Origin of the sequence: Pseudomonas sp. NPDC087814 (genome assembly GCF_044742865.1) — a bacterium.
Taxonomy (GTDB): Bacteria; Pseudomonadota; Gammaproteobacteria; order Pseudomonadales; family Pseudomonadaceae; genus Aquipseudomonas.
The window spans coordinates 75,016-93,294 of record NZ_JBIUVK010000013.1; the positions used below are offsets into that span (position 1 = coordinate 75,016).

An 18,279-nucleotide genomic window follows, 5' to 3' on the forward strand; every position below is an offset into this window, starting at 1 on the left:
AATAACGAAGGCGCGGCATTATAAGCTGCATTACTGGCAAAACAATGGCCTTTTGGATCCGATTTTTAGCTCGGATGCCACTACCTAAGTGTCGTTATCCCCATCCCCGAATCACTAACGCCTTGAGTCAAACCCCTTAAGGTTTGACAATGTGTTACTTCGTATTTCCCTTTGAGATCCATTCATGATTGCCCCCTTCCGTTTTCTTGCCTGGCTGGTGCTGCCGGCGTTGATGTCGTGCAGTTTCAACCTGCTGGCTGCAACTGCCGAGGGCGCGCCCCAAGCCCTGCATTTACTGGACTACATCGGTGCGGACTACCCCCCGACAGTGGAGGCGGGCAAGGTTATCGATGATTCCGAATACCGTGAACAGGTAGAGTTTCTCGGGGTGTTGCAGGGGCTGGTGGCCGATCTACCGGAAAAGCCCGAGCGCGCCGAACTGATCAAAGGCGTGGATGAACTGCTGGCCGCCGTAACGGCCCATCAGGACGGCGCGGTGGTTGCGCACCAGGCCCGGCAATTGGGCGCCAAGTTGGCAGTGGCCTATGAAGTCAGCCAGGCCCCGGCCATTACCCCCGATCCGACGCGCGGTGCGCCGCTGTACGCGCAGAACTGCTCGGTGTGCCACGGCGCCACAGGCGCCGGCGATGGCCCCGCAAGCGTGGGCATGACGCCGCCGCCCGCCAACCTGCGGGACGCTGCACGCCTCGATCGCTTGAGCCTCTACGCGATCTACAACACCCTGGGTCTGGGCGTGGAAGGCACCGACATGCCGTCGTTTGCCGATCAACTGGACGACCGCCAGCGCTGGGACCTGGCGACCTATATCGCCGGCTTCACCGCCGACCCGGCTGCCGCGAACAGTGAAAAGTCCTTCAACCTCGCCGACCTCGCGCGCCAGACCCCCAGCGAAGTGCTGGCTGCCGAAGGCCCAGGCGCAGTTGCCACCTTCCGCGCCCAGCGCGCCCAACCGCCGCAGGTCAAGCGTGGCCCGGCGCAGTTGCTTGATTACACCGCGGCCACCCTCGACAAAAGCCTCGCCGCGTTCCGCAATGGCGAGCACGAGCAAGCCTACGACCTGTCGGTAGCGGCTTACCTGGAAGGTTTCGAGCTGGTTGAAAGCTCCCTCGATAACGTTGATGCCAACGTGCGCAAGGACACCGAAAAGGCCCTGATGGCCTACCGGCAATCATTGCAGGACGGCTTGCCGATCGAGCAAGTGCAGCAGCGCCTGGATGTGGCCAAGGGCAAGCTCACCGAGTCCGCTGGCCTGCTGGGCAGCGATGGCTTGAGCTGGTCCCTGAGCTACATCTCCGGTTTGCTGATCCTGCTGCGCGAAGGCCTGGAAGCGATCCTGGTGCTGGCGGCGATTCTCGCGTTCCTGCGTAACACCGGCCAGCAATCGGCGGTGCGCAGCGTCAACGTCGGCTGGGGCCTGGCGCTGTTGGCCGGCTTGGCGACGTGGGCGTTGGCGGCTTATGTGATCGACGTCAGCGGCGCCCAGCGCGAGTTGCTGGAAGGCTGCACGGCGCTGTTTGCCAGCGTGATGGTGCTGTGGCTCGGGGTGTGGATGCACGACCGCCGTCACGCGGCCGCCTGGCAGGACTACATCAAGAGCAGCCTGGTAGGCGGTGGCGGGCGCTTCGGTTTTGCGATGCTGGCGTTCTTCTCGGTGTACCGCGAGCTGTTCGAAGTGATCCTGTTCTACGAAACCCTGTGGTTGCAGGCCGGCCCTGCCGGGCACAACGCGGTATTGGCCGGTGGCGCCACGGCGCTGGTGCTGTTGGTGGGCCTGGCCTGGGTGATTCTGCGGGGCTCGGCGAAACTGCCGCTGGCGCTGTTCTTCGGCATAAACGCGGCGTTGCTGTGCGCGCTGTCGGTGGTATTCGCCGGGCATGGCGTCAAGGCGTTGCAGGAAGCCGGGATCTTCGGCACCCGGCCGGTCGCGTTCTTTGACTTCGACTGGCTGGGCATTCACGCCGATGCCTATTCCCTGAGCGCCCAGGCTGTGGCGATCCTGGCGATTGTGGTGCTGTACGGTCGCAGCCGGCTCGCTGAAAAGCGCCGGGTGGTGGCTTAACCATGCGCGTGTGGATCGATGCAGACGCCTGCCCCCGGGCGGCCAAGGATCAGGTGGTGAAGTTCGCCCTCAAGCGCCAGTTCGAAGTGGTGCTGGTGGCCGGGCAGAGCCAGATCAAGCCGAGCTTCTCGTGCGTGAAGTTGATCGTGGTGCCCAGCGGCCCGGACGCGGCCGATGACTACCTGGTGGAGCACGCCGTGCCCGGTGACCTGGTGATCTGCAGCGATGTGCCGTTGGCCGACCGCTTGGTGAAGAATGGCGTGGCTGCGCTCGACCCACGAGGCAAGGAGTTCAGCCCGCAGAACATGAGCGAGCGGCTGGCGGTGCGTAACCTGTTCACCGATCTGCGGGAGCAGGGGCAGATGGGCGGTGGCCCGCCGCCCCATGGGGACAAGGACAAGCAGGCGTTTGCCAATTCGCTGGATCGGATTCTGACCCGGCTGATGAAGGCCTAATCGTTCTCGTGGGTGAGTTCCAGCACCCGGTCCACCAGCTTGTTGATGCCTGACGCCACTTCGCTGATGCGTTTGCCCAGCATGTAGGCCGGGGTACTCACCAGCTTGCGCGCCTTGTCTTCGACGATGTCGTCGACCGCGCATTCCTGGTGGGTGGCGCCCATCTTGTCCATGGCGGCTGCGGTGTCGGCGTCATTGCCGATGGTGCAGGTCACGCCTGGGCCATAGATCTTCGCTGCCAGCGCCGGCGAGATGCAGATCAGCCCGACGGGCTTGCCCGCTTCGGCAAACGCCTCGGCCAGTTCCAGCACCTGCGGGTTGACGCTGCACCCGGCGCCTTCCACGGCAAAGTTCGACAGGTTCTTCGCCGCGCCAAACCCCCCGGGCACGATCAGTGCGTCGAAATCCTCGGCGTTGGCCTCACGAATGTCCTTCACCTCGCCACGGGCAATACGCGCGGACTCCACCAGCACATTGCGCGACTCGGGCATCTCCTCGCCCGTCAGGTGGTTGATCACATGCAACTGGGCAATGTTCGGCGCAAAACACTGCACCTCGGCGCCGCGCTGGTCCAGGCGCAGCAGGGTGATCACGCTTTCATGAACCTCAGCCCCGTCGTACACGCCACAGCCGGAAAGGATCACTGCAATCTTTTTGCTCATGGGCATTTCTCCTGATTCATGGCGTTAAATGTCTACTCATTTGTCACTCATTGCCAATGGGATATCCAGCCGCTACACCTACTCTAGATGTAACAATAATTGACCGGACTTGCCCATGGACTTCGTCCCTTACGCGGTACCGTTTTTCATTGCCTTGATCGTGGTCGAGCTGCTGGCCGACTACCGGCGCGGCCAACGCAACTACCGGGTGGCGGACGCCATCAACAGCCTCAGCACCGGCGTGCTGTCCACCACCACGGGGCTGCTGACCAAAGGGGTGGGCATCCTCACCTATGCCTTCGCCCTCAAGCACCTGGCGATCATTGAGCTGTCGGCCCAAAGCGTCTGGACCTGGGTGTTCGCCTTTGTGTTCTATGACTTCTGCTACTACTGGCTGCATCGCATGGGCCATGAGCGCAACATCCTCTGGGCCGCGCATTCCGTGCATCACCAGAGCGAGGACTACAATCTCAGCACCGCCTTGCGCCAGACCAGCACCGGCTTCCTGCTGAGCTGGATCTTCTACTTGCCGCTGGCCGTGTTGGGCGTGCCGCTGGTGGTGTTTATCAGCGTGGCGTCCCTCAACCTGCTGTATCAATTCTGGGTGCATACGCGGCATGTGCCGAAGCTCGGCTGGTACGAGTGGTTCTTCGTCACGCCATCCAATCATCGGGCCCACCATGCACAGAACGCTCTCTACATGGATCGCAACTACGGCGGGGTGTTCATTATTTGGGACCGCCTGTTTGGCTCCTTCCAGGAAGAAGACGATAACGAGCCGGTAATCTTTGGCGTGACCACGCCCTTGGCCAGCTGGAACCCGCTGTGGGCCAACCTGCAGTTTTATGCGCAGCTGTGGAGTGATGCACGGCGCACCGAAAGTGGGTGGGACAAGCTGCGGATCTGGTTCATGCGCACCGGTTGGCGCCCGGCGGATGTGGCGGCAAAGTACCCGATGGCCAAGCCGGACTTGAGCCAGTTCCGCAAGTTCGAGGTGCCGCTGGATGGGCGCCAACAGATTTACATCGCGCTGCAGTTTGCCGCGTACGTGGGTTTTGGCAGCTACCTGATGAATTTCGGCGAGGGCTTGCCGACCGCTGCCCTGGTGTTGGGCTGGAGCGCGATGGCATTGGGGTTGTTCACCCTGGGGGTGGCGCTGGAGAATCGCCCGTGGGCGTTGAAGGCTGAGCTGGTGCGCCTGGCACTGAATGTGCCGCTGGTTTGGCTGGCGCCGCTGGTGGGGCTGTGGCCGGCCAGCGCGTTGGGCTGGCTGGGCCTGGTCAGTTACAGCTTGCTCAGCGGCATCGGCCTCTACTGTTGCAGAGACCGGCTTACTCGACTGGCGTCGTAGGCTTTTCGGCTTTTTCAGGTTCGCCGGCCGCCAGGCGAACCTTCTCGGCGGCACAGGCTTCGCGGGTCAGGCGGGCGTTCTTGACGCGCCGGCGAATCCACAAGCCCAGGCCCAGCACCAGCAGTGCGCCCAGCACCCACAGCTCGTATTTCTTGACGCTGCCCAGCATGCCTTCCAGTACCGCGCCGAAATGGTAAGCCGCAGCCCCCAGCGCTGCGGCCCACACGGCGGCGCCAATCCCGTTGAGCAACAGGTAGCGGCCCGGCGGATAGCCCGACAAACCAATGGCCACAGGCATCACCGTGCGCAAACCGTAGACAAACCGGAAGCTCAGCACCCAGATGTCCGGGTGCTTGCGAATATGCTCCAGGGCCTTGTCGCCCAGCAGTTGCCAGCGCGGCTTGCGCGCCAACAGTTTGCGGCCGTGCTTGCGTCCCAGGAAGTACCACAACTGGTCGCCGGCGTAGCTGCCGAAAAAGGCAACGACCACCACCAGGTTGATATCCATGTATCCACGGAACGCCAGGAAGCCTGCGAGAACCAGGATGGTTTCGCCTTCGAAGAAGGTGCCTAGGAACAGCGCAAAGTAGCCGAAGTCATGCAGAAATTGTTGAAGCATGGTCTGGGTGCTGGCGAAATGAACGCGCAGCCTACGCCTTCGTGAACATTCATGAAAGTATCGAGATGTGTCACGAAGTGAACAATTCCTACATAAACGACGAATGCGACTACAGGTCGCACGCCGGTTGCCTTACGGCGCATGAGCTAACCACAACTGTAATTCCTTCGTCATAATGGCCGCTTATAACTGTCACGCTCGCCCGTCAAGCCGGGCTCAGGAGTCTGCCGTGAGCTTTACCCCCGCCAACCGCCTGTTTCCCGCCACTCGTCTGCGTCGCAACCGTCGTGATGATTTTTCCCGGCGCCTGGTGCGTGAAAACGTGCTGACGGTGAATGATCTGATCCTGCCGGTGTTTGTGCTGGACGGTGAAAATCGTCGGGAAGCGGTGGCGTCGATGCCGGGCGTGGAGCGCTTGACCATTGATTTGCTGCTCGAAGAGGCCGCGAGCTGGGTTGAACTGGGGATTCCGGCGCTGGCGCTGTTCCCGGTCACGCCGTCCGGGCTCAAGTCCCTGGACGCCGCCGAAGCCTGGAACCCCGACGGCATCGCCCAGCGCGCCACCCGCGCCTTGCGTGAACGCTTTCCGGAACTGGGGGTGATTACCGATGTGGCGCTGGACCCGTTCACCACCCACGGGCAGGATGGCATTCTCGACGAAGAAGGCTATGTTCAGAACGACATCACCGTTGATGCGCTGGTAAAACAGGCCTTGTCCCACGCCGCAGCGGGCGCCCAGGTGGTGGCCCCCTCGGACATGATGGACGGTCGCATCCAGGCGATTCGCGAAGCCCTGGAACTGGCCGGACACGTCAACGTGCGCATCATGGCCTACTCGGCCAAGTACGCCAGCGCCTATTACGGCCCGTTCCGCGATGCGGTGGGTTCGGCGCTGAACCTGGGCAAGGCCAACAAGGCCTCGTACCAGATGGACCCGGCCAACAGCCACGAAGCCCTGCACGAAGTGGCCGCGGACCTGGCCGAAGGCGCCGACATGGTGATGGTCAAGCCCGGGATGCCGTACCTCGACATCCTTTATCGGGTCAAAGAGGAATTCAAGGTGCCGACCTTTGTCTATCAGGTCAGCGGTGAATACGCCATGCACATGGCCGCGATCCAGAATGGTTGGTTGAGTGAAGGGGTGATCCTTGAATCCCTGACTGCCTTTAAACGCGCGGGTGCCGATGGCATCCTGACTTACTTCGCCGCCCGCGCTGCCCAATTGCTTAGAGAGCAACACTAGCCCTCACAGGAACACTCGATGAATACCGAAGGACTCACAGAAGTTGCCGTAAAAGACGCTCACCCGGTGGTCGAACAAGCTACCGAGACCCCGCCGGAGCTGGAGCCGGCCCCGCCTGCCGTGGTGGCCGAAGCGCCCGCTGCCGCGCCGGTACCGGTGGTTGCGGTTACCAACCTGGATGACAGCAGCCTGTACATCCATCGCGAGCTGTCACAACTGCAATTCAACATCCGCGTGCTGGAACAGGCACTGGATGAGTCCTATCCGTTGCTGGAGCGGCTGAAATTCCTGCTGATCTTCTCCAGCAACCTGGACGAGTTCTTCGAGATCCGTGTCGCCGGCCTGAAGAAGCAGATCACGTTCGCCCGTGAACAAGCCGGTGCCGACGGCCTGCAACCGCATCAGGCCCTGGCCCGCATCAGCGAGCTGGTACACGGCCACGTGGACCGCCAATACGCGATCCTCAATGACATCCTCCTGCCGGAACTGGAAAAGCATCACGTGCGCTTCATCCGGCGCCGTCACTGGACCACCAAGATCAAGACCTGGGTGCGCCGCTACTTCCGCGACGAAATCTCGCCGATCATCACCCCCATCGGCCTCGACCCGACGCACCCGTTCCCGCTGCTGGTGAACAAGAGCCTGAACTTCATCGTCGAGCTGGAAGGTATCGATGCCTTCGGTCGCGACTCGGGCCTTGCGATCATTCCGGCACCGCGCCTGTTGCCACGGATCATCAAGGTACCGGAAGAGGTGGGGGGCGCTGGCGATAACTATGTATTCCTTTCGTCGATGATCCACGCCCACGCCGATGACCTGTTCCAGGGCATGAAGGTCAAGGGCTGCTACCAGTTCCGCCTGACCCGTAACGCCGACCTGGCGCTGGACTCCGAAGACGTCGAAGACTTGGCCCGCGCCCTGCGCGGCGAGCTGTTCTCCCGTCGCTACGGTGATGCGGTGCGCCTGGAAGTGGCGGACACCTGCCCGAAACACCTGTCCGACTACCTGCTCAAGCAGTTCAACCTGAGTGAGACCGAGCTGTACCAGGTCAATGGCCCGGTGAACCTGACGCGTCTGTTCAGCATTACTGGCCTGGACAGCCACCCGGAGCTGCAATACACGCCGTTCACCCCGCAGATCCCGAAACTGCTGCAAAACAGCGAGAACATCTTCAGTGTGGTGAGCAAGCAGGACATTCTGCTGCTGCACCCGTTCGAGTCCTTCACCCCGGTGGTCGACCTGCTGCGCCAGGCCGCCAAGGACCCGCACGTGCTGGCTGTGCGCCAAACCCTGTACCGCTCCGGCGCCAACTCCGAAATCGTCGATGCGCTGGTAGACGCCGCGCGTAACGGCAAGGAAGTGACGGCGGTGATTGAACTGCGGGCTCGGTTCGACGAAGAGTCCAACCTGCAACTGGCCAGCCGCCTGCAGGCGGCCGGTGCGGTGGTGATCTACGGCGTGGTCGGCTTCAAGACCCACGCCAAGATGATGCTGATCCTGCGCCGCGAAGCCGGTGAGATCGTGCGCTACGCCCACTTGGGCACCGGCAACTACCACGCCGGCAACGCCAAGCTCTACACCGACTACAGCCTCCTGACCTCCGACGATGCCTTGTGTGAAGACGTCGGCAAGCTGTTCAGCCAGTTGATCGGCATGGGCAAGACCCTGCGCATGAAGAAACTGCTGCACGCGCCGTTCACCCTGAAGAAGGGCATGCTCGACATGATTGCCCGCGAGACCCAGTTCGCCCTCGAAGGCAAGCCGGCGCACATCATCGCCAAGTTCAACTCGCTGACCGATCCGAAGATCATCCGCGCGCTGTACAAGGCCAGCCAGTCGGGTGTGCGTATCGATTTGGTGGTGCGTGGCATGTGCTGCCTGCGGCCGGGCATCGCCGGGGTCTCCCATAACATCCACGTGCGTTCGATCATCGGGCGCTTCCTGGAGCACACTCGGGTGTTCTACTTCCTCAATGGCGGCGAGGAGCAGATGTTCCTCTCCAGTGCCGACTGGATGGAGCGCAACCTCGACAAACGCGTGGAGACCTGCTTCCCGGTGGAAGGCAAGAAACTGATCATGCGGGTCAAGAAGGAGCTGGAAAGTTATCTCACCGATAACACCCACAGCTGGAGCCTGCAGTCGGACGGGCGCTACGTGCGCAACACCCCGACCGGCAACCAGAACCCGCGCAGCGCCCAGGCGACGTTGCTGGAGAAGCTGGGCAGCCCGATTCTGACGGTGAACTAAAAACCGACGCGGTCAAAAATGTGGGAGCGGGCTTGCTCGCGAAAGCGGTGGATCAGTCGATGAATCTGTTGACTGACACTCCGCCTTCGCGAGCAAGCCCGCTCCCACATTTGTTTTGTGGCGTTGGATTGTTCCCACGCTCTGCGTGGGAATACATCCTGTGACGCTCCGCGTCACTCACTCATATCAGCGCACGTTCAGCGTGAACCCAACCCGCGTCAGCCACTCGGCTTCCTGGGCGAAATCCGCCTGGGTCAGCTGGTTTTCATCCAGCCAGTTCTTCGGGAATACCACGTCCAGGCTGTCGGCATTGGCCCGCAGGACCACTTGCGGCATTTCCTGGGTACCACGGATGTGGTGGAACAGGATCGCAAACCGCAGCAGCGCGCACAGGCGAATCAGCTTGATGCCCTCGGCACCGAACTCGGCAAACTTGTCCCGGGGGATGTTGCGGCGGTGGCCGCGTACCAGCAGCGCGAGCATCTGCTGGTCTTCACGGGAGAAACCCGCCAGGTCCGAGTGCTCGATCAGGTAGGCGCCGTGCTTGTGGTAATGGTAGTGGGCGATGTCCAGCCCCACTTCATGGACCTTGGCCGCCCAGCCCAGCAGTTCACGCCACACGCCGTCTTCCAGGTCCCAGTCCGCTGCGACCTGGTCGAAAGCATGCAGCGCCTTGCGTTCAACCCGCGCCGCCTGTTCCAGGTCGACGTGGTAACGCTCCATCAACGAGCTGAGGGTGCGCTCACGGACGTCTTCATGATGATGACGGCCCAGCAGGTCGTAGAGCACCCCTTCACGCAGGGCGCCATCGCAGTGGTCCATGCGTTGCAGTTCGAGGGCGTCGAAAATCGCTTCGAGAATCGCCAGGCCCGCCGGGAAAATGGTGCGGCGATCAGGCTTGATGCCTTCGAAGTCGATCTTCTCGGCATCCCCCAGCTTGAACAGCTTGCGCTTGAGCCAGGCCAGGCCTTCGGCGTTGACCTCGCCAGTGCCATGGCCGCCGGCCTTGAGGGCCAGGCCGATGGCGCGGATGGTGCCGGACGAACCGATGGCCTCATCCCAGGTCAGGCGGTGCAGGGCGTGCTCGATGCTCATGATCTCCAGCCGCGCCGCCGTATAAGCCTGGGCGTAGCGGGCCGGGGTGATCTTGCCGTCCTTGAAATAGCGCTGGGTGTAGCTGACGCAGCCCATTTGCAGGCTTTCGCGCAGCAGCGGCTCGAAGCGCTGGCCAATAATGAATTCGGTACTGCCACCGCCGATGTCGGCCACCAGGCGCTTGCCCGGAGTGTCGGCCAGGGTGTGGGACACGCCGAGGTAGATCAGGCGCGCTTCCTCGCGGCCGGAGATGACCTCTACCGGGTGCCCGAGGATCTCCTCGGCGCGGCGGATGAACTCGCCCCGGTTGCGGGCTTCGCGCAGGGCGTTGGTGCCGACGATCCGCACGGCGCCCGGGGGCATGCCGTTGATCAGTTGGGCAAAGCGCTTCAGGCAATCGAGCCCGCGCTGCATGGATTCTTCATTGAGCTGACGCTCGTCGTCGATCCCGGCAGCCAGCTGCACTTTCTCGCCGAGCCGCTCAAGGATGCGGATTTCGCCGTTCTGGGCCTTGGCCACGACCATGTGAAAGCTGTTGGAGCCCAGGTCGATGGCGGCGATCAGGGACAGATTCTTGGCTTGGGATTGCGGCATGGTTAAGGGGTCTCGGTCGATAACCTCGCCATCGTGCCACGATCAACCGCTGACGCCAACGCGTAGTGCTTCCGGAATTCGCTCATCGGTGTCTTGGAGGAAAATCTGCAGGATATGTAGGGCGATTCTTGATGCGCCTGGCGATTGTTCCGTAGGGCAAGTGGAGTAACGGAAATCTCCAGCTTTAATAGGCTTCCTGAATATGCCTACATGGCTGGGTTATTTGTTCCAGTCGATAATTAAGTCAGGACTACTGCAAGGATGATCTAAGGGGACATTGTTTTTTTACCGCTCTGACACTAGTTCAGGCGTCGTCTCATTCTTTCTTCGGGTGTTTACGAGAGAGACTGTCACTCGGCAATTAGGCCGTGGTGTTAACTATTTGTAGTTTGCCTATCAAGGTTGATAGCAGTTGGGCATGGAATAGCCCGGCGAACCACATGCACCTGAGAACTTCAGTGACAGGATGAACATGAACAGAACATTTGGTTTGGCAATAGTTGTCGTTGGCCTGGCGGTAAGCATGGGTACTCAAGCAAATACAAGTGGTGCCGGGAACCTGAGAGTCACCGGAACCATTAAACCAGCTGCATGCACGGTAAACCTCGGCGCCACAGGCGGCACCGTTGATTACGGTACGATCAATGCGTCGAGCATTCCGCTGACCTCTTTCTATCCTCTGCCGGAAAAGTCGCTGCCGTTAAACGTCAACTGTGGTGCGGCGGCTGCCCAGATGGCACTGTCCGTTACTGACTCACAAACAAACAGTGTCGTAAGGGGGATCCTGGGAACCGGCTTCACCGACAACCACAACTTTGGTCTTGGCGCGGTCGGAACCAGGAATACCGGTGGCTATTCGATCAGGCTCGCCACCTTGACCACTGTCGGCGCTACGCTGTACCCGCTTAGAAGGACAAGCTCCGGCGGTGCCTGGAGCACCAGTGACGGCAAGGTCGAAAAATCTCCTTACCAGCACTCCTGGAGCCGTAATAACAACACAACTCCAGCCGCGGTCTCTTCCGTTACCGGCACTCTCGTAGTCAAGGCTGTGATCAATCGCGGCGATGCACTGGATCTCAGCAGGGATATTCAATTGAATGGAGCTGCTACTTTGGTAGTAACTCGAATCTAACTCTATAAACATGGCCAGCATTTAGCAGGCGGTCGCGCCGTGGCTTCGTGCTGGCTCTTTATATGCGTATATGTATTTCGTGATTGTCAACGGTGCGTTATCTGGTTGCGGGTAGAGTTCGATGAGTCGTCTTTTAAATGCAGTTAATGCTCTGTTCTGGTGTGCGAATCTTTATTTTTTAGTTTCTGGCAGTGTAAGAGCGGATGGGATGGAGCCGGAAACATCCGTTGTTATTCTTTATGAAGAGAACGGTGAAGCGACGATCAACGTAAAAAATACGGACGCTGGCCCTGCTTTACTTCACTCAGTCATTCAAAACGTCCCGGAAGATCCGGAGACACTCTTGATCGTTACGCCTCCTATCGCCCGTGTCGAACCGGGCGAAACACAACTTGTGCGGTTTATCAGTACCTTGAAGCAGCCGCTCAAGACTCAGCGATTGAAGCGCGTCACCTTTGAAGGTATTCCGCAGGCGCGCGCCGAAGGGCGCTCGACCATTGGAGTGACCATTCGACAGGACTTACCGCTGATTCTGCATCCCCAGGGCTTGCCGCGGCATCAGGAGCCATGGAAGTTGCTGAAGTGGAAGCTGCGGGGAAATCGGCTGACGGTTCATAACGACAGTGCCTACGTGGTCCGAATGGGGCTGGAGGTACACCTGCTGCCGTCGAGGCACCCGGCGATATTGCCGCGCACCTATATCCTGCCTGGCGAAGTGTTATCGACCCGCATCGAAGAGGCGATGGCCCAGGTGAGCGGTGTCGAGATTCAACCGGCGACGGTCTACGGGTATTCGGCAACCGCCTACGAAGCCTCCATTGTTGTCGAGGCGGGTTGAGCGGTCTATGAGAAATGCTACCCATGCAAACGATTGGAGCCTCTCTGTAAGACCCATTCGAACCTCGGTTTCCCGGACTTGTATCGGTCTGGCAACGCTGTGGAGCCTTCCCGCCTACGCGCTGGAGCTTGGATCGGGTTTTGATCTGGCGGTCTTGTCGGCGAACGGGATCGACCCGAAGGTTGCCCATTATTTTCGCAGTGCTGCGCGATTCCGCGAGGGCGTGCACGTGGTGGGGCTGCAGGTCAACGGCACCTCATTGGGCCTGGTGGAGGCACGCTTCGACTACCAGGGGCAGTTGTGTTTTACCCCGGTCCTGCTGGACAAGGCCGGGTTGCGGTTGCCAGCCGCGATTATTCGGCCGGGTATCGCGCCCGACCAGGCGTGTCATGACTTTCTCGGTGCTTACCCCGCGACCATCGTCAAGTTGCGCCCCGGCAGCGATGAGGTATCGCTGGTGGTGCCTACTCAGTCAATGCGCGAGGCCGAATGGGATGTCGGCAGTTTCTCCCAGGGCGGCACGGCAGCCTTGTTCAATTACGATGTGCAGGGATTCGAAGAGCGCTTCAACAGCGGCTCTTCCCGCTCGGTTTCGGCCTACACCGAGGCGGGATTCAATATCGGCAACTGGATCGTCCGAAGCCGCCAATTCTTTGTCTCCGATAACGGCAAGCGCAGCAGCGAGCATGTGAATGCCTACGCCCAACGCGATTTCGCGCCCCTGAAGTCGACCTTCCAGGTCGGGCAGATTTCCAGCAACAACCCGGTGTTCGGTGGGTTACAGCTGTCGGGTTTCCAGCTCTCGCCGGATGGCCAATCGCGCAGTCCGGGTGGCAGCAGCGTGGTGGTCGAAGGTTTGGCCCAGAGCCCATCCCGGGTCGAGGTGCGCCAGGCCGGGGTGTTGATCCATACCACACTGGTACCGGAAGGCCCGTTCACGTTGACCGGATTACCCATACTCAATGGCACCAGCGATCTTGAGGTCAGTGTCATTGGCTCTCGCGGTGGCAGGCATGGGTTCACCGTCCCTGCCGCGTCCTTTGCGGGGGCGGTACCGATAGAGCCCGGTTATTACTTCTCCCTGGGCAAGGTGCGCGGGGCAAATCCGGGTGCCGGGGAGCCTCCGGTCGTGGCGATGGGCAGTGGGACCTGGGGATTGGGGCGCAACTCGTCACTGGGATTCGGCCTGTTGAGTACCGACGAATACCAGGCGGCGGGTGGCGTGTGGAGCAGTGTTTTTTTCCAGCACCTTTCGGTTGGCGTGCGCCAGAACCTGTCTCGCGATGGCCGGGACGAAGTTACCGGGGCTCGCAGCTCCGTCACCGTGGGAAGTCCGCTGTTCGCCGGCATTGAAATGACGTCGAGTGCCACTACCCAGACGCGGGATTATCGCGAAGTACTGGAAGTGGGGCAGTCGACGCGGCGTGACCAGCGGGATGCCCGCTTCAAGGACCAATACACGGTAGGTTTGAGTTGGGTCGACCCGTCCCTGGGAGGCTTTTCCGTCAGTTATTCCCGCAGCTCGCAATTTGATGATCGCTCCGCCGAACACGTCTTTGCCTCATGGAACCAGCAGTTCAATGGCACCCAGGTGGCTTTGATTGCGGATTCCCGGGTGGGCGGCTCTCGACCGCGCAAGGTCAAGAACACCGTTCGAGACGAGCGCAGCGATGTGTCGGATAAGGGGCTTTCGCTTCGGTTGCAGGTCACCGTGCCGTTCGGTGGGGATCGCCGCGTCACCTCGTATGCCAGTCGGCGGGGCGACAGGTTCGATCTTGGGACCGCCTTCAGCGATCGGGTCAACGACTATGTGAACTATGAAGTGGGGGTTGCGCGTGAGCAGGCGAGCCGTACACAGGCTGTTCACGCCCGCGTGAATGCCATGCCGCGTTACACCCAGATAGGGTTGGGTGTGCGACATGATTCATTGAGCACCGGGTATACCGGCCAATTGCAGGGCGGCGTGGTGGTCCACGACAGAGGCATGACGTTCTCGCCCTATGCCGTCCAGGACACCTTTGGAATTGTCTCGGTGGGTAATGTCGGGGCAGCCAAGGTTTCGACGCCGCAGGGGCCGGTCTGGACTGACTACCGCGGGCAGGCGGTGATCGCCAGCCTGCCTGCCTACCGCAGCAGCAATGTCGAGGTGCAAACCCAATCCCTGCCCAAGCGCATCGATCTGAAAAACGGCACCAAGGTCCTTGCGGCCGGACGCGGTTCTTTCAACACGATCGATTTCGAAGTAGTGAAAGTGCGCCGTGTATTGCTTGAGGTCCGTGACGCGCAGGGCCAACCCTTGCCCCAGGGAGCCTCGGTTTTCGACAGCAACAATGCTTTCCTGACCAGCGTCGTGGGCGAGGGCATGGTCTTCCTTAACAGCCTGGATGAGTCGCGAGCGCTGAACATCTCCTTGCCAGATTCAAGCACCTGCTTGTTGCAACTGAACCTTGAGCCAGAATCCAATGACGACAAATTCTATGAAACAGGTTCGGCGGTCTGCCGTACCCTCTGAGCCGGTGGGGCCTTTTGACGGTGGACGCCTGCGTCATGGGCTTATCCTTTACCTGCTGCTGTTTGTCGTGGTGTTGGCCAATGAGGCGCGGGCAGATAACTGCCAGGTGTCCTTGAGCCAGCCCCGGGTTGATTACGGTCTGGTTCGCCAGGCCGAGCGGGGCGACCCACAGATCGCGCTGGGCAAGCGCACGCTTCGCCTGAACATGGCCTGTGAGGTGCCGGTATCCATGGCGCTGCGCTTTACGGGCGTACCCGCAGGCCTGGAGGGCTTTCGGTTTGGGCGCCAGGGGCATTTCACCCTGAGCCTGCAGTCCGCTCAAGTCGATGGAAAATCCGTTGAGCTGGTAATGCCGCACCTGTCTGAAGAGCCGGCGACCGGACGATTGCTGCCGGGCCATAGGCTTGTTGCACACGTAGCGGGTATGCCGGTGCATGGGCGCCGCTTCACCGCCCTGGTCAACGTCGAGACCTTCCTGCCTGCTGCTTTGCTGGCCGTCAGGGATGAAACGACATTTGAGGGGCAGGGCGGTTTTGAGTGGGCGCCTGGGGCTTGATGCCTCAGTCCGTGCGCTCCACCGAACCAATGAAGTTGGCCAGCTCGGCGGTCTGCGGATTGGCAAACAGGATTTTCGGGTCGCCCACTTCATGCACCTTGCCCTGGTGCATGAACACCAGCTTGTCACCCACTTCCCGGGCAAAACGCATCTCATGGGTGACCATGATCAGTGTCATGCCATCCTTGGCCAGTTGGCGCACTACGCTGAGCACTTCGTTGACCAGCTCCGGGTCCAGGGCCGAGGTGATTTCATCGCACAGCAGCACTTTGGGCGACATCGCCAGAGCCCGGGCGATTGCTACCCGCTGCTGCTGGCCGCCGGACAAACGATCAGGGAACGCGTCGAACTTCTCCCCCAGCCCAACGCGCTCGAGCATTTGTCGCGCCAATTGTGCGGCCTTGGCTTTCGGCACTTTCTGCACCACTTGCGGCGCAAGCATGACGTTTTCGCCCACCGTCAGGTGTGGGAACAGGTTGAACTGCTGGAACACCATGCCGACTTTCTGCCGCAGGGTGCGCAGGTCGGCGCGGGCGGCGTCGAGGTATTCGCCGTCGACCTCGATCACGCCGTCGTTGATCGACTCCAGGCCATTGAGGGTGCGCAGCAGGGTGGATTTGCCCGAGCCGCTGCGACCGATGATCGCCACCACCTGGCCCTCTTCGACACTCAGGTCAATGCCCTTGAGGACGTGGTGATCGCCGTAATACTTATGCAGGGCGGAAATTCTAAGCAGAGGCATGCAGTCTCCTTTCCAGGTAGCGCGCACTGAGGGACAAGGGATAGCAGAGCAGGAAGTAACCCAGCGCCACCAGGCCATAGACCATGAAGGGTTCGAAGGTAGCGTTGGCGAGCATGCCGCCGGTCTTGGTCAGCTCGGTGAAGCCGATGATCGAGGTCACGGCGGTGCCCTTGACCACTTGCACCGAGAAACCCACGGTTGGCGCCACGGCAATGCGCAGGGCCTGGGGCAGGATCACGTAGCGCAATTGCTCCAGCGGGTTCAGGGCCAGGCTCGCGGACGCCTCCCATTGGCCGTGGGCGATGGAGTCGACGCAGCCACGCCAGATTTCGGCCAGGTAGGCGCTGGTGAACAGGGTCAAGGCAATCGCCGCCGCCAGCCAGGGCGAAATGTCCACGCCGAGCAAGGCGATGCCGAAGAACACCAGGAACAGTTGCATCAACAGCGGCGTGCCCTGGAACAGTTCGATATAGGTGCGGGCGACATTGCGCGGGAACGCCTTGGTGCTGATGCGCATAGTCATCACCAGCAAACCGATCACGCCGCCGCCGATGAACGCCACCAGCGACAGCAGCAAGGTCCACTGCAAACCGGTGAGCAGGTTGCGCACGATGTCCCAGAACGAAAAATCACTCATCGGGCGTTCCTCATGACATAGCGCCGGCCGATCCAGTTCAGCAATTGGCGGATCATCAGCGCCATGCACAGGTAGACCAGGGTCGTCAGCGCATAGGTTTCAAAGGCGCGGAAGTTGCGCGACTGGATAAAGTTGGCGGCAAAGCTCAGTTCCTCGGTGGCGATCTGCGAGCAGACCGCCGAGCCGAGCATCACGATGATGATCTGGCTGCTCAGGGCCGGCCAGACCTTGCCCAGCGCGGGCAGCAACACCACATGGCGGAACGCCTCGAAACGTGTCATCGCCAGCGCGGCCGCCGCTTCCAGTTGCCCGCGGGGGATCGCCTGGATCCCGGCGCGGATGATCTCGGTGGAGTACGCCCCCAGGTTGATCACCATCGCCAGCACTGCCGCCTGCCATTCGGTGATTTTCAGGCCGAGGGACGGCAGGCCGAAGAAGATGAAAAACAACTGCACCAGAAACGGCGTGTTGCGGATCAACTCGACGTACACCCCGAAGATCCAACTGAACGGCTGGATCTTCCACGCCCGCACCACGGCGCCGACGATTCCCAGCGCCACGCCCAGTACTGCACCGATGGCGGTCAGTTCAAGTGTGAACAGCGCGCCGCGCAGCAACAGATCGGTATTGGCCAGGACCGGCACAAAGTCGAATTGATAGGCCATAGGCTAATCCTCGTTACCGCGCTCAGAGATCAGCCGGCAGCGGCTCTTTGAGCCACTGCAATGCATTCTTTTCCAGGCTGCCGTCGGCCTTGGCCGCGACCAGGATCTGGTTCACCTTGTCCAGCAGCGCCGGCTCGTTCTTGTTCACGCCCACGTACACCGGCGAGTCCTTGAGCTTCACCTTCAGTGCCGGCACGCGCTTGGGGTTGCGTTCGCTGATGGCCACCATCACCACGTTGCCGCTGGCGATCAGGTCCACCTGGCCGGCGAGGTAGGCGGCGATGGTCGAGTTGTTGTCTTCAAAGCGCTTGATCGTCGCCTCTTTAGGCGCCACGGCGGTCAGCTCGATGTCTTCGATGGCGCCACGGGTCACGCTGATGGTTTTGCCCTTGAGGTCGTCAACGGTGCTGATCGGCGCATCGGGAGGGCCGAATACGGCGAGGTAGAAGGGCGCGTAGGCCTTGGAGAAGTCGATGACCTTCTCGCGCTCGGCGTTCTTGCCCAGGCTGGAAATCACCAGGTCGACCTTGCCGGTGGTGAGGAACGGGATGCGGTTGGTGCTGTTGACCGGGGTCAGTTCAAGCTTGACCTTGAGCTGGTCGGCCAAAAGCTTTGCGGTGTCGATGTCCAGGCCGCGGGGCTTCATGTCCGGGCCGACCGAGCCGAACGGCGGGAAATCCTGGGGCACGGCCACCTTGAGGGTGCCACGGGCGACGATATCGTCCAGACCGTTGGCCTGGGCGGGCGCCTGGCTCAGCATCAGGCTGGCAAACAGGGCAGTGAGCAGGGCGCTGCAACGCTTGGTCATGGCGACTCTCCGAAAAGGACGAAAGGATTTTCCGGTTTTTGCC

General features: G+C 61.1%; 16 protein-coding genes. 9 read left to right on the forward strand and 7 right to left on the reverse strand.

What is annotated here, in order from left to right; all coding sequences use genetic code 11:
• The first annotated feature begins 184 nt into the window (after positions 1-184).
• Both ACIOMR_RS12970 and ACIOMR_RS12975 read left to right on the forward strand, forming a co-directional pair.
• On the forward strand, positions 185-2,080 hold the full coding sequence (locus ACIOMR_RS12970; RefSeq protein WP_401194484.1) for an FTR1 family protein: 1,896 nt from the start codon (positions 185-187) through the stop codon (positions 2,078-2,080).
• A gap of 2 nt (positions 2,081-2,082) precedes the next feature.
• Positions 2,083-2,535: a YaiI/YqxD family protein gene (locus tag ACIOMR_RS12975; protein WP_003214020.1), complete on the forward strand. Its 453-nt coding sequence runs from the start codon at positions 2,083-2,085 to the stop codon at positions 2,533-2,535.
• Here the strand turns inward: ACIOMR_RS12975 and elbB are convergent.
• Positions 2,532-3,197, reverse strand: coding sequence for an isoprenoid biosynthesis glyoxalase ElbB (gene elbB / locus ACIOMR_RS12980; protein ID WP_003214018.1), 666 nt, complete (start codon positions 3,195-3,197; stop codon positions 2,532-2,534). The genes ACIOMR_RS12975 and elbB overlap by 4 nt on opposite strands.
• 115 nt (positions 3,198-3,312) lie before the next feature.
• Between elbB and ACIOMR_RS12985 the strand changes: the two genes are divergently transcribed.
• Positions 3,313-4,548 (forward strand): sterol desaturase family protein, encoded by a 1,236-nt coding sequence (locus ACIOMR_RS12985; RefSeq protein ID WP_003214017.1) that lies wholly within the window; start codon positions 3,313-3,315, stop codon positions 4,546-4,548.
• Here ACIOMR_RS12985 and ACIOMR_RS12990 read toward each other — a convergent pair.
• Positions 4,529-5,167 carry a DedA family protein gene (locus ACIOMR_RS12990; RefSeq protein ID WP_003214015.1) on the reverse strand — a complete coding sequence of 213 codons (639 nt, stop codon included), beginning with the start codon at positions 5,165-5,167 and terminating at the stop codon, positions 4,529-4,531. The two genes, ACIOMR_RS12985 and ACIOMR_RS12990, sit on opposite strands and share 20 nt — an antisense overlap.
• A 229-nt stretch (positions 5,168-5,396) precedes the next feature.
• Here ACIOMR_RS12990 and hemB point away from each other — a divergent pair, with 229 nt between their 5' ends.
• The gene (gene hemB, locus ACIOMR_RS12995; RefSeq protein WP_003214011.1) at positions 5,397-6,410 is read left to right on the forward strand and encodes a porphobilinogen synthase; all 1,014 of its coding nucleotides are present in this window, start codon (positions 5,397-5,399) and stop codon (positions 6,408-6,410) included.
• An 18-nt stretch (positions 6,411-6,428) separates the two neighbouring features.
• Complete coding sequence (ppk1, locus tag ACIOMR_RS13000) at positions 6,429-8,657, forward strand: polyphosphate kinase 1 (RefSeq protein WP_003214009.1); 2,229 nt, start codon at positions 6,429-6,431, stop codon at positions 8,655-8,657.
• A 186-nt stretch (positions 8,658-8,843) separates the two neighbouring features.
• Here the strand turns inward: ppk1 and ppx are convergent, their stop codons facing one another.
• Complete coding sequence (gene ppx / locus ACIOMR_RS13005; protein ID WP_003214007.1) at positions 8,844-10,346, reverse strand: exopolyphosphatase; 1,503 nt, start codon at positions 10,344-10,346, stop codon at positions 8,844-8,846.
• Between the two features lie 472 nt (positions 10,347-10,818).
• Here ppx and ACIOMR_RS13010 point away from each other — a divergent pair, with 472 nt between their 5' ends.
• The 4 genes from ACIOMR_RS13010 (at position 10,819) to ACIOMR_RS13025 (ending at position 15,384) form a co-directional block, all read left to right on the forward strand.
• Positions 10,819-11,478 carry a DUF1120 domain-containing protein gene (locus ACIOMR_RS13010; protein ID WP_008438866.1) on the forward strand — a complete coding sequence of 220 codons (660 nt, stop codon included), beginning with the start codon at positions 10,819-10,821 and terminating at the stop codon, positions 11,476-11,478.
• A gap of 121 nt (positions 11,479-11,599) precedes the next feature.
• Positions 11,600-12,316, forward strand: coding sequence for a fimbria/pilus chaperone family protein (locus ACIOMR_RS13015; RefSeq protein WP_401194492.1), 717 nt, complete (start codon positions 11,600-11,602; stop codon positions 12,314-12,316).
• A gap of 7 nt (positions 12,317-12,323) precedes the next feature.
• Complete coding sequence (locus ACIOMR_RS13020; protein WP_401194495.1) at positions 12,324-14,828, forward strand: fimbria/pilus outer membrane usher protein; 2,505 nt, start codon at positions 12,324-12,326, stop codon at positions 14,826-14,828.
• Entirely contained in the window at positions 14,794-15,384 is a 591-nt protein-coding gene (locus tag ACIOMR_RS13025; RefSeq protein WP_401194498.1) for a hypothetical protein, read from the forward strand. The genes ACIOMR_RS13020 and ACIOMR_RS13025 overlap by 35 nt, the downstream gene beginning before the upstream one ends.
• A 4-nt stretch (positions 15,385-15,388) precedes the next feature.
• On the opposite strand, the gene ACIOMR_RS13030 is transcribed toward ACIOMR_RS13025, so the two are convergent.
• From ACIOMR_RS13030 to ACIOMR_RS13045, 4 genes are read right to left on the reverse strand one after another with little or no spacing between them, the layout of a single operon-like run.
• Positions 15,389-16,126, reverse strand: coding sequence for an amino acid ABC transporter ATP-binding protein (locus tag ACIOMR_RS13030; RefSeq protein WP_003213999.1), 738 nt, complete (start codon positions 16,124-16,126; stop codon positions 15,389-15,391).
• Positions 16,113-16,763 carry an amino acid ABC transporter permease gene (locus tag ACIOMR_RS13035; protein WP_003213996.1) on the reverse strand — a complete coding sequence of 217 codons (651 nt, stop codon included), beginning with the start codon at positions 16,761-16,763 and terminating at the stop codon, positions 16,113-16,115. The genes ACIOMR_RS13030 and ACIOMR_RS13035 overlap by 14 nt, the downstream gene beginning before the upstream one ends.
• Positions 16,760-17,428 (reverse strand): amino acid ABC transporter permease, encoded by a 669-nt coding sequence (locus ACIOMR_RS13040; protein ID WP_003213995.1) that lies wholly within the window; start codon positions 17,426-17,428, stop codon positions 16,760-16,762. The genes ACIOMR_RS13035 and ACIOMR_RS13040 overlap by 4 nt, the downstream gene beginning before the upstream one ends.
• Positions 17,429-17,450: 22 nt before the next feature.
• Positions 17,451-18,236 (reverse strand): transporter substrate-binding domain-containing protein, encoded by a 786-nt coding sequence (locus ACIOMR_RS13045; RefSeq protein ID WP_003213993.1) that lies wholly within the window; start codon positions 18,234-18,236, stop codon positions 17,451-17,453.
• Positions 18,237-18,279: the final 43 nt, after the last annotated feature.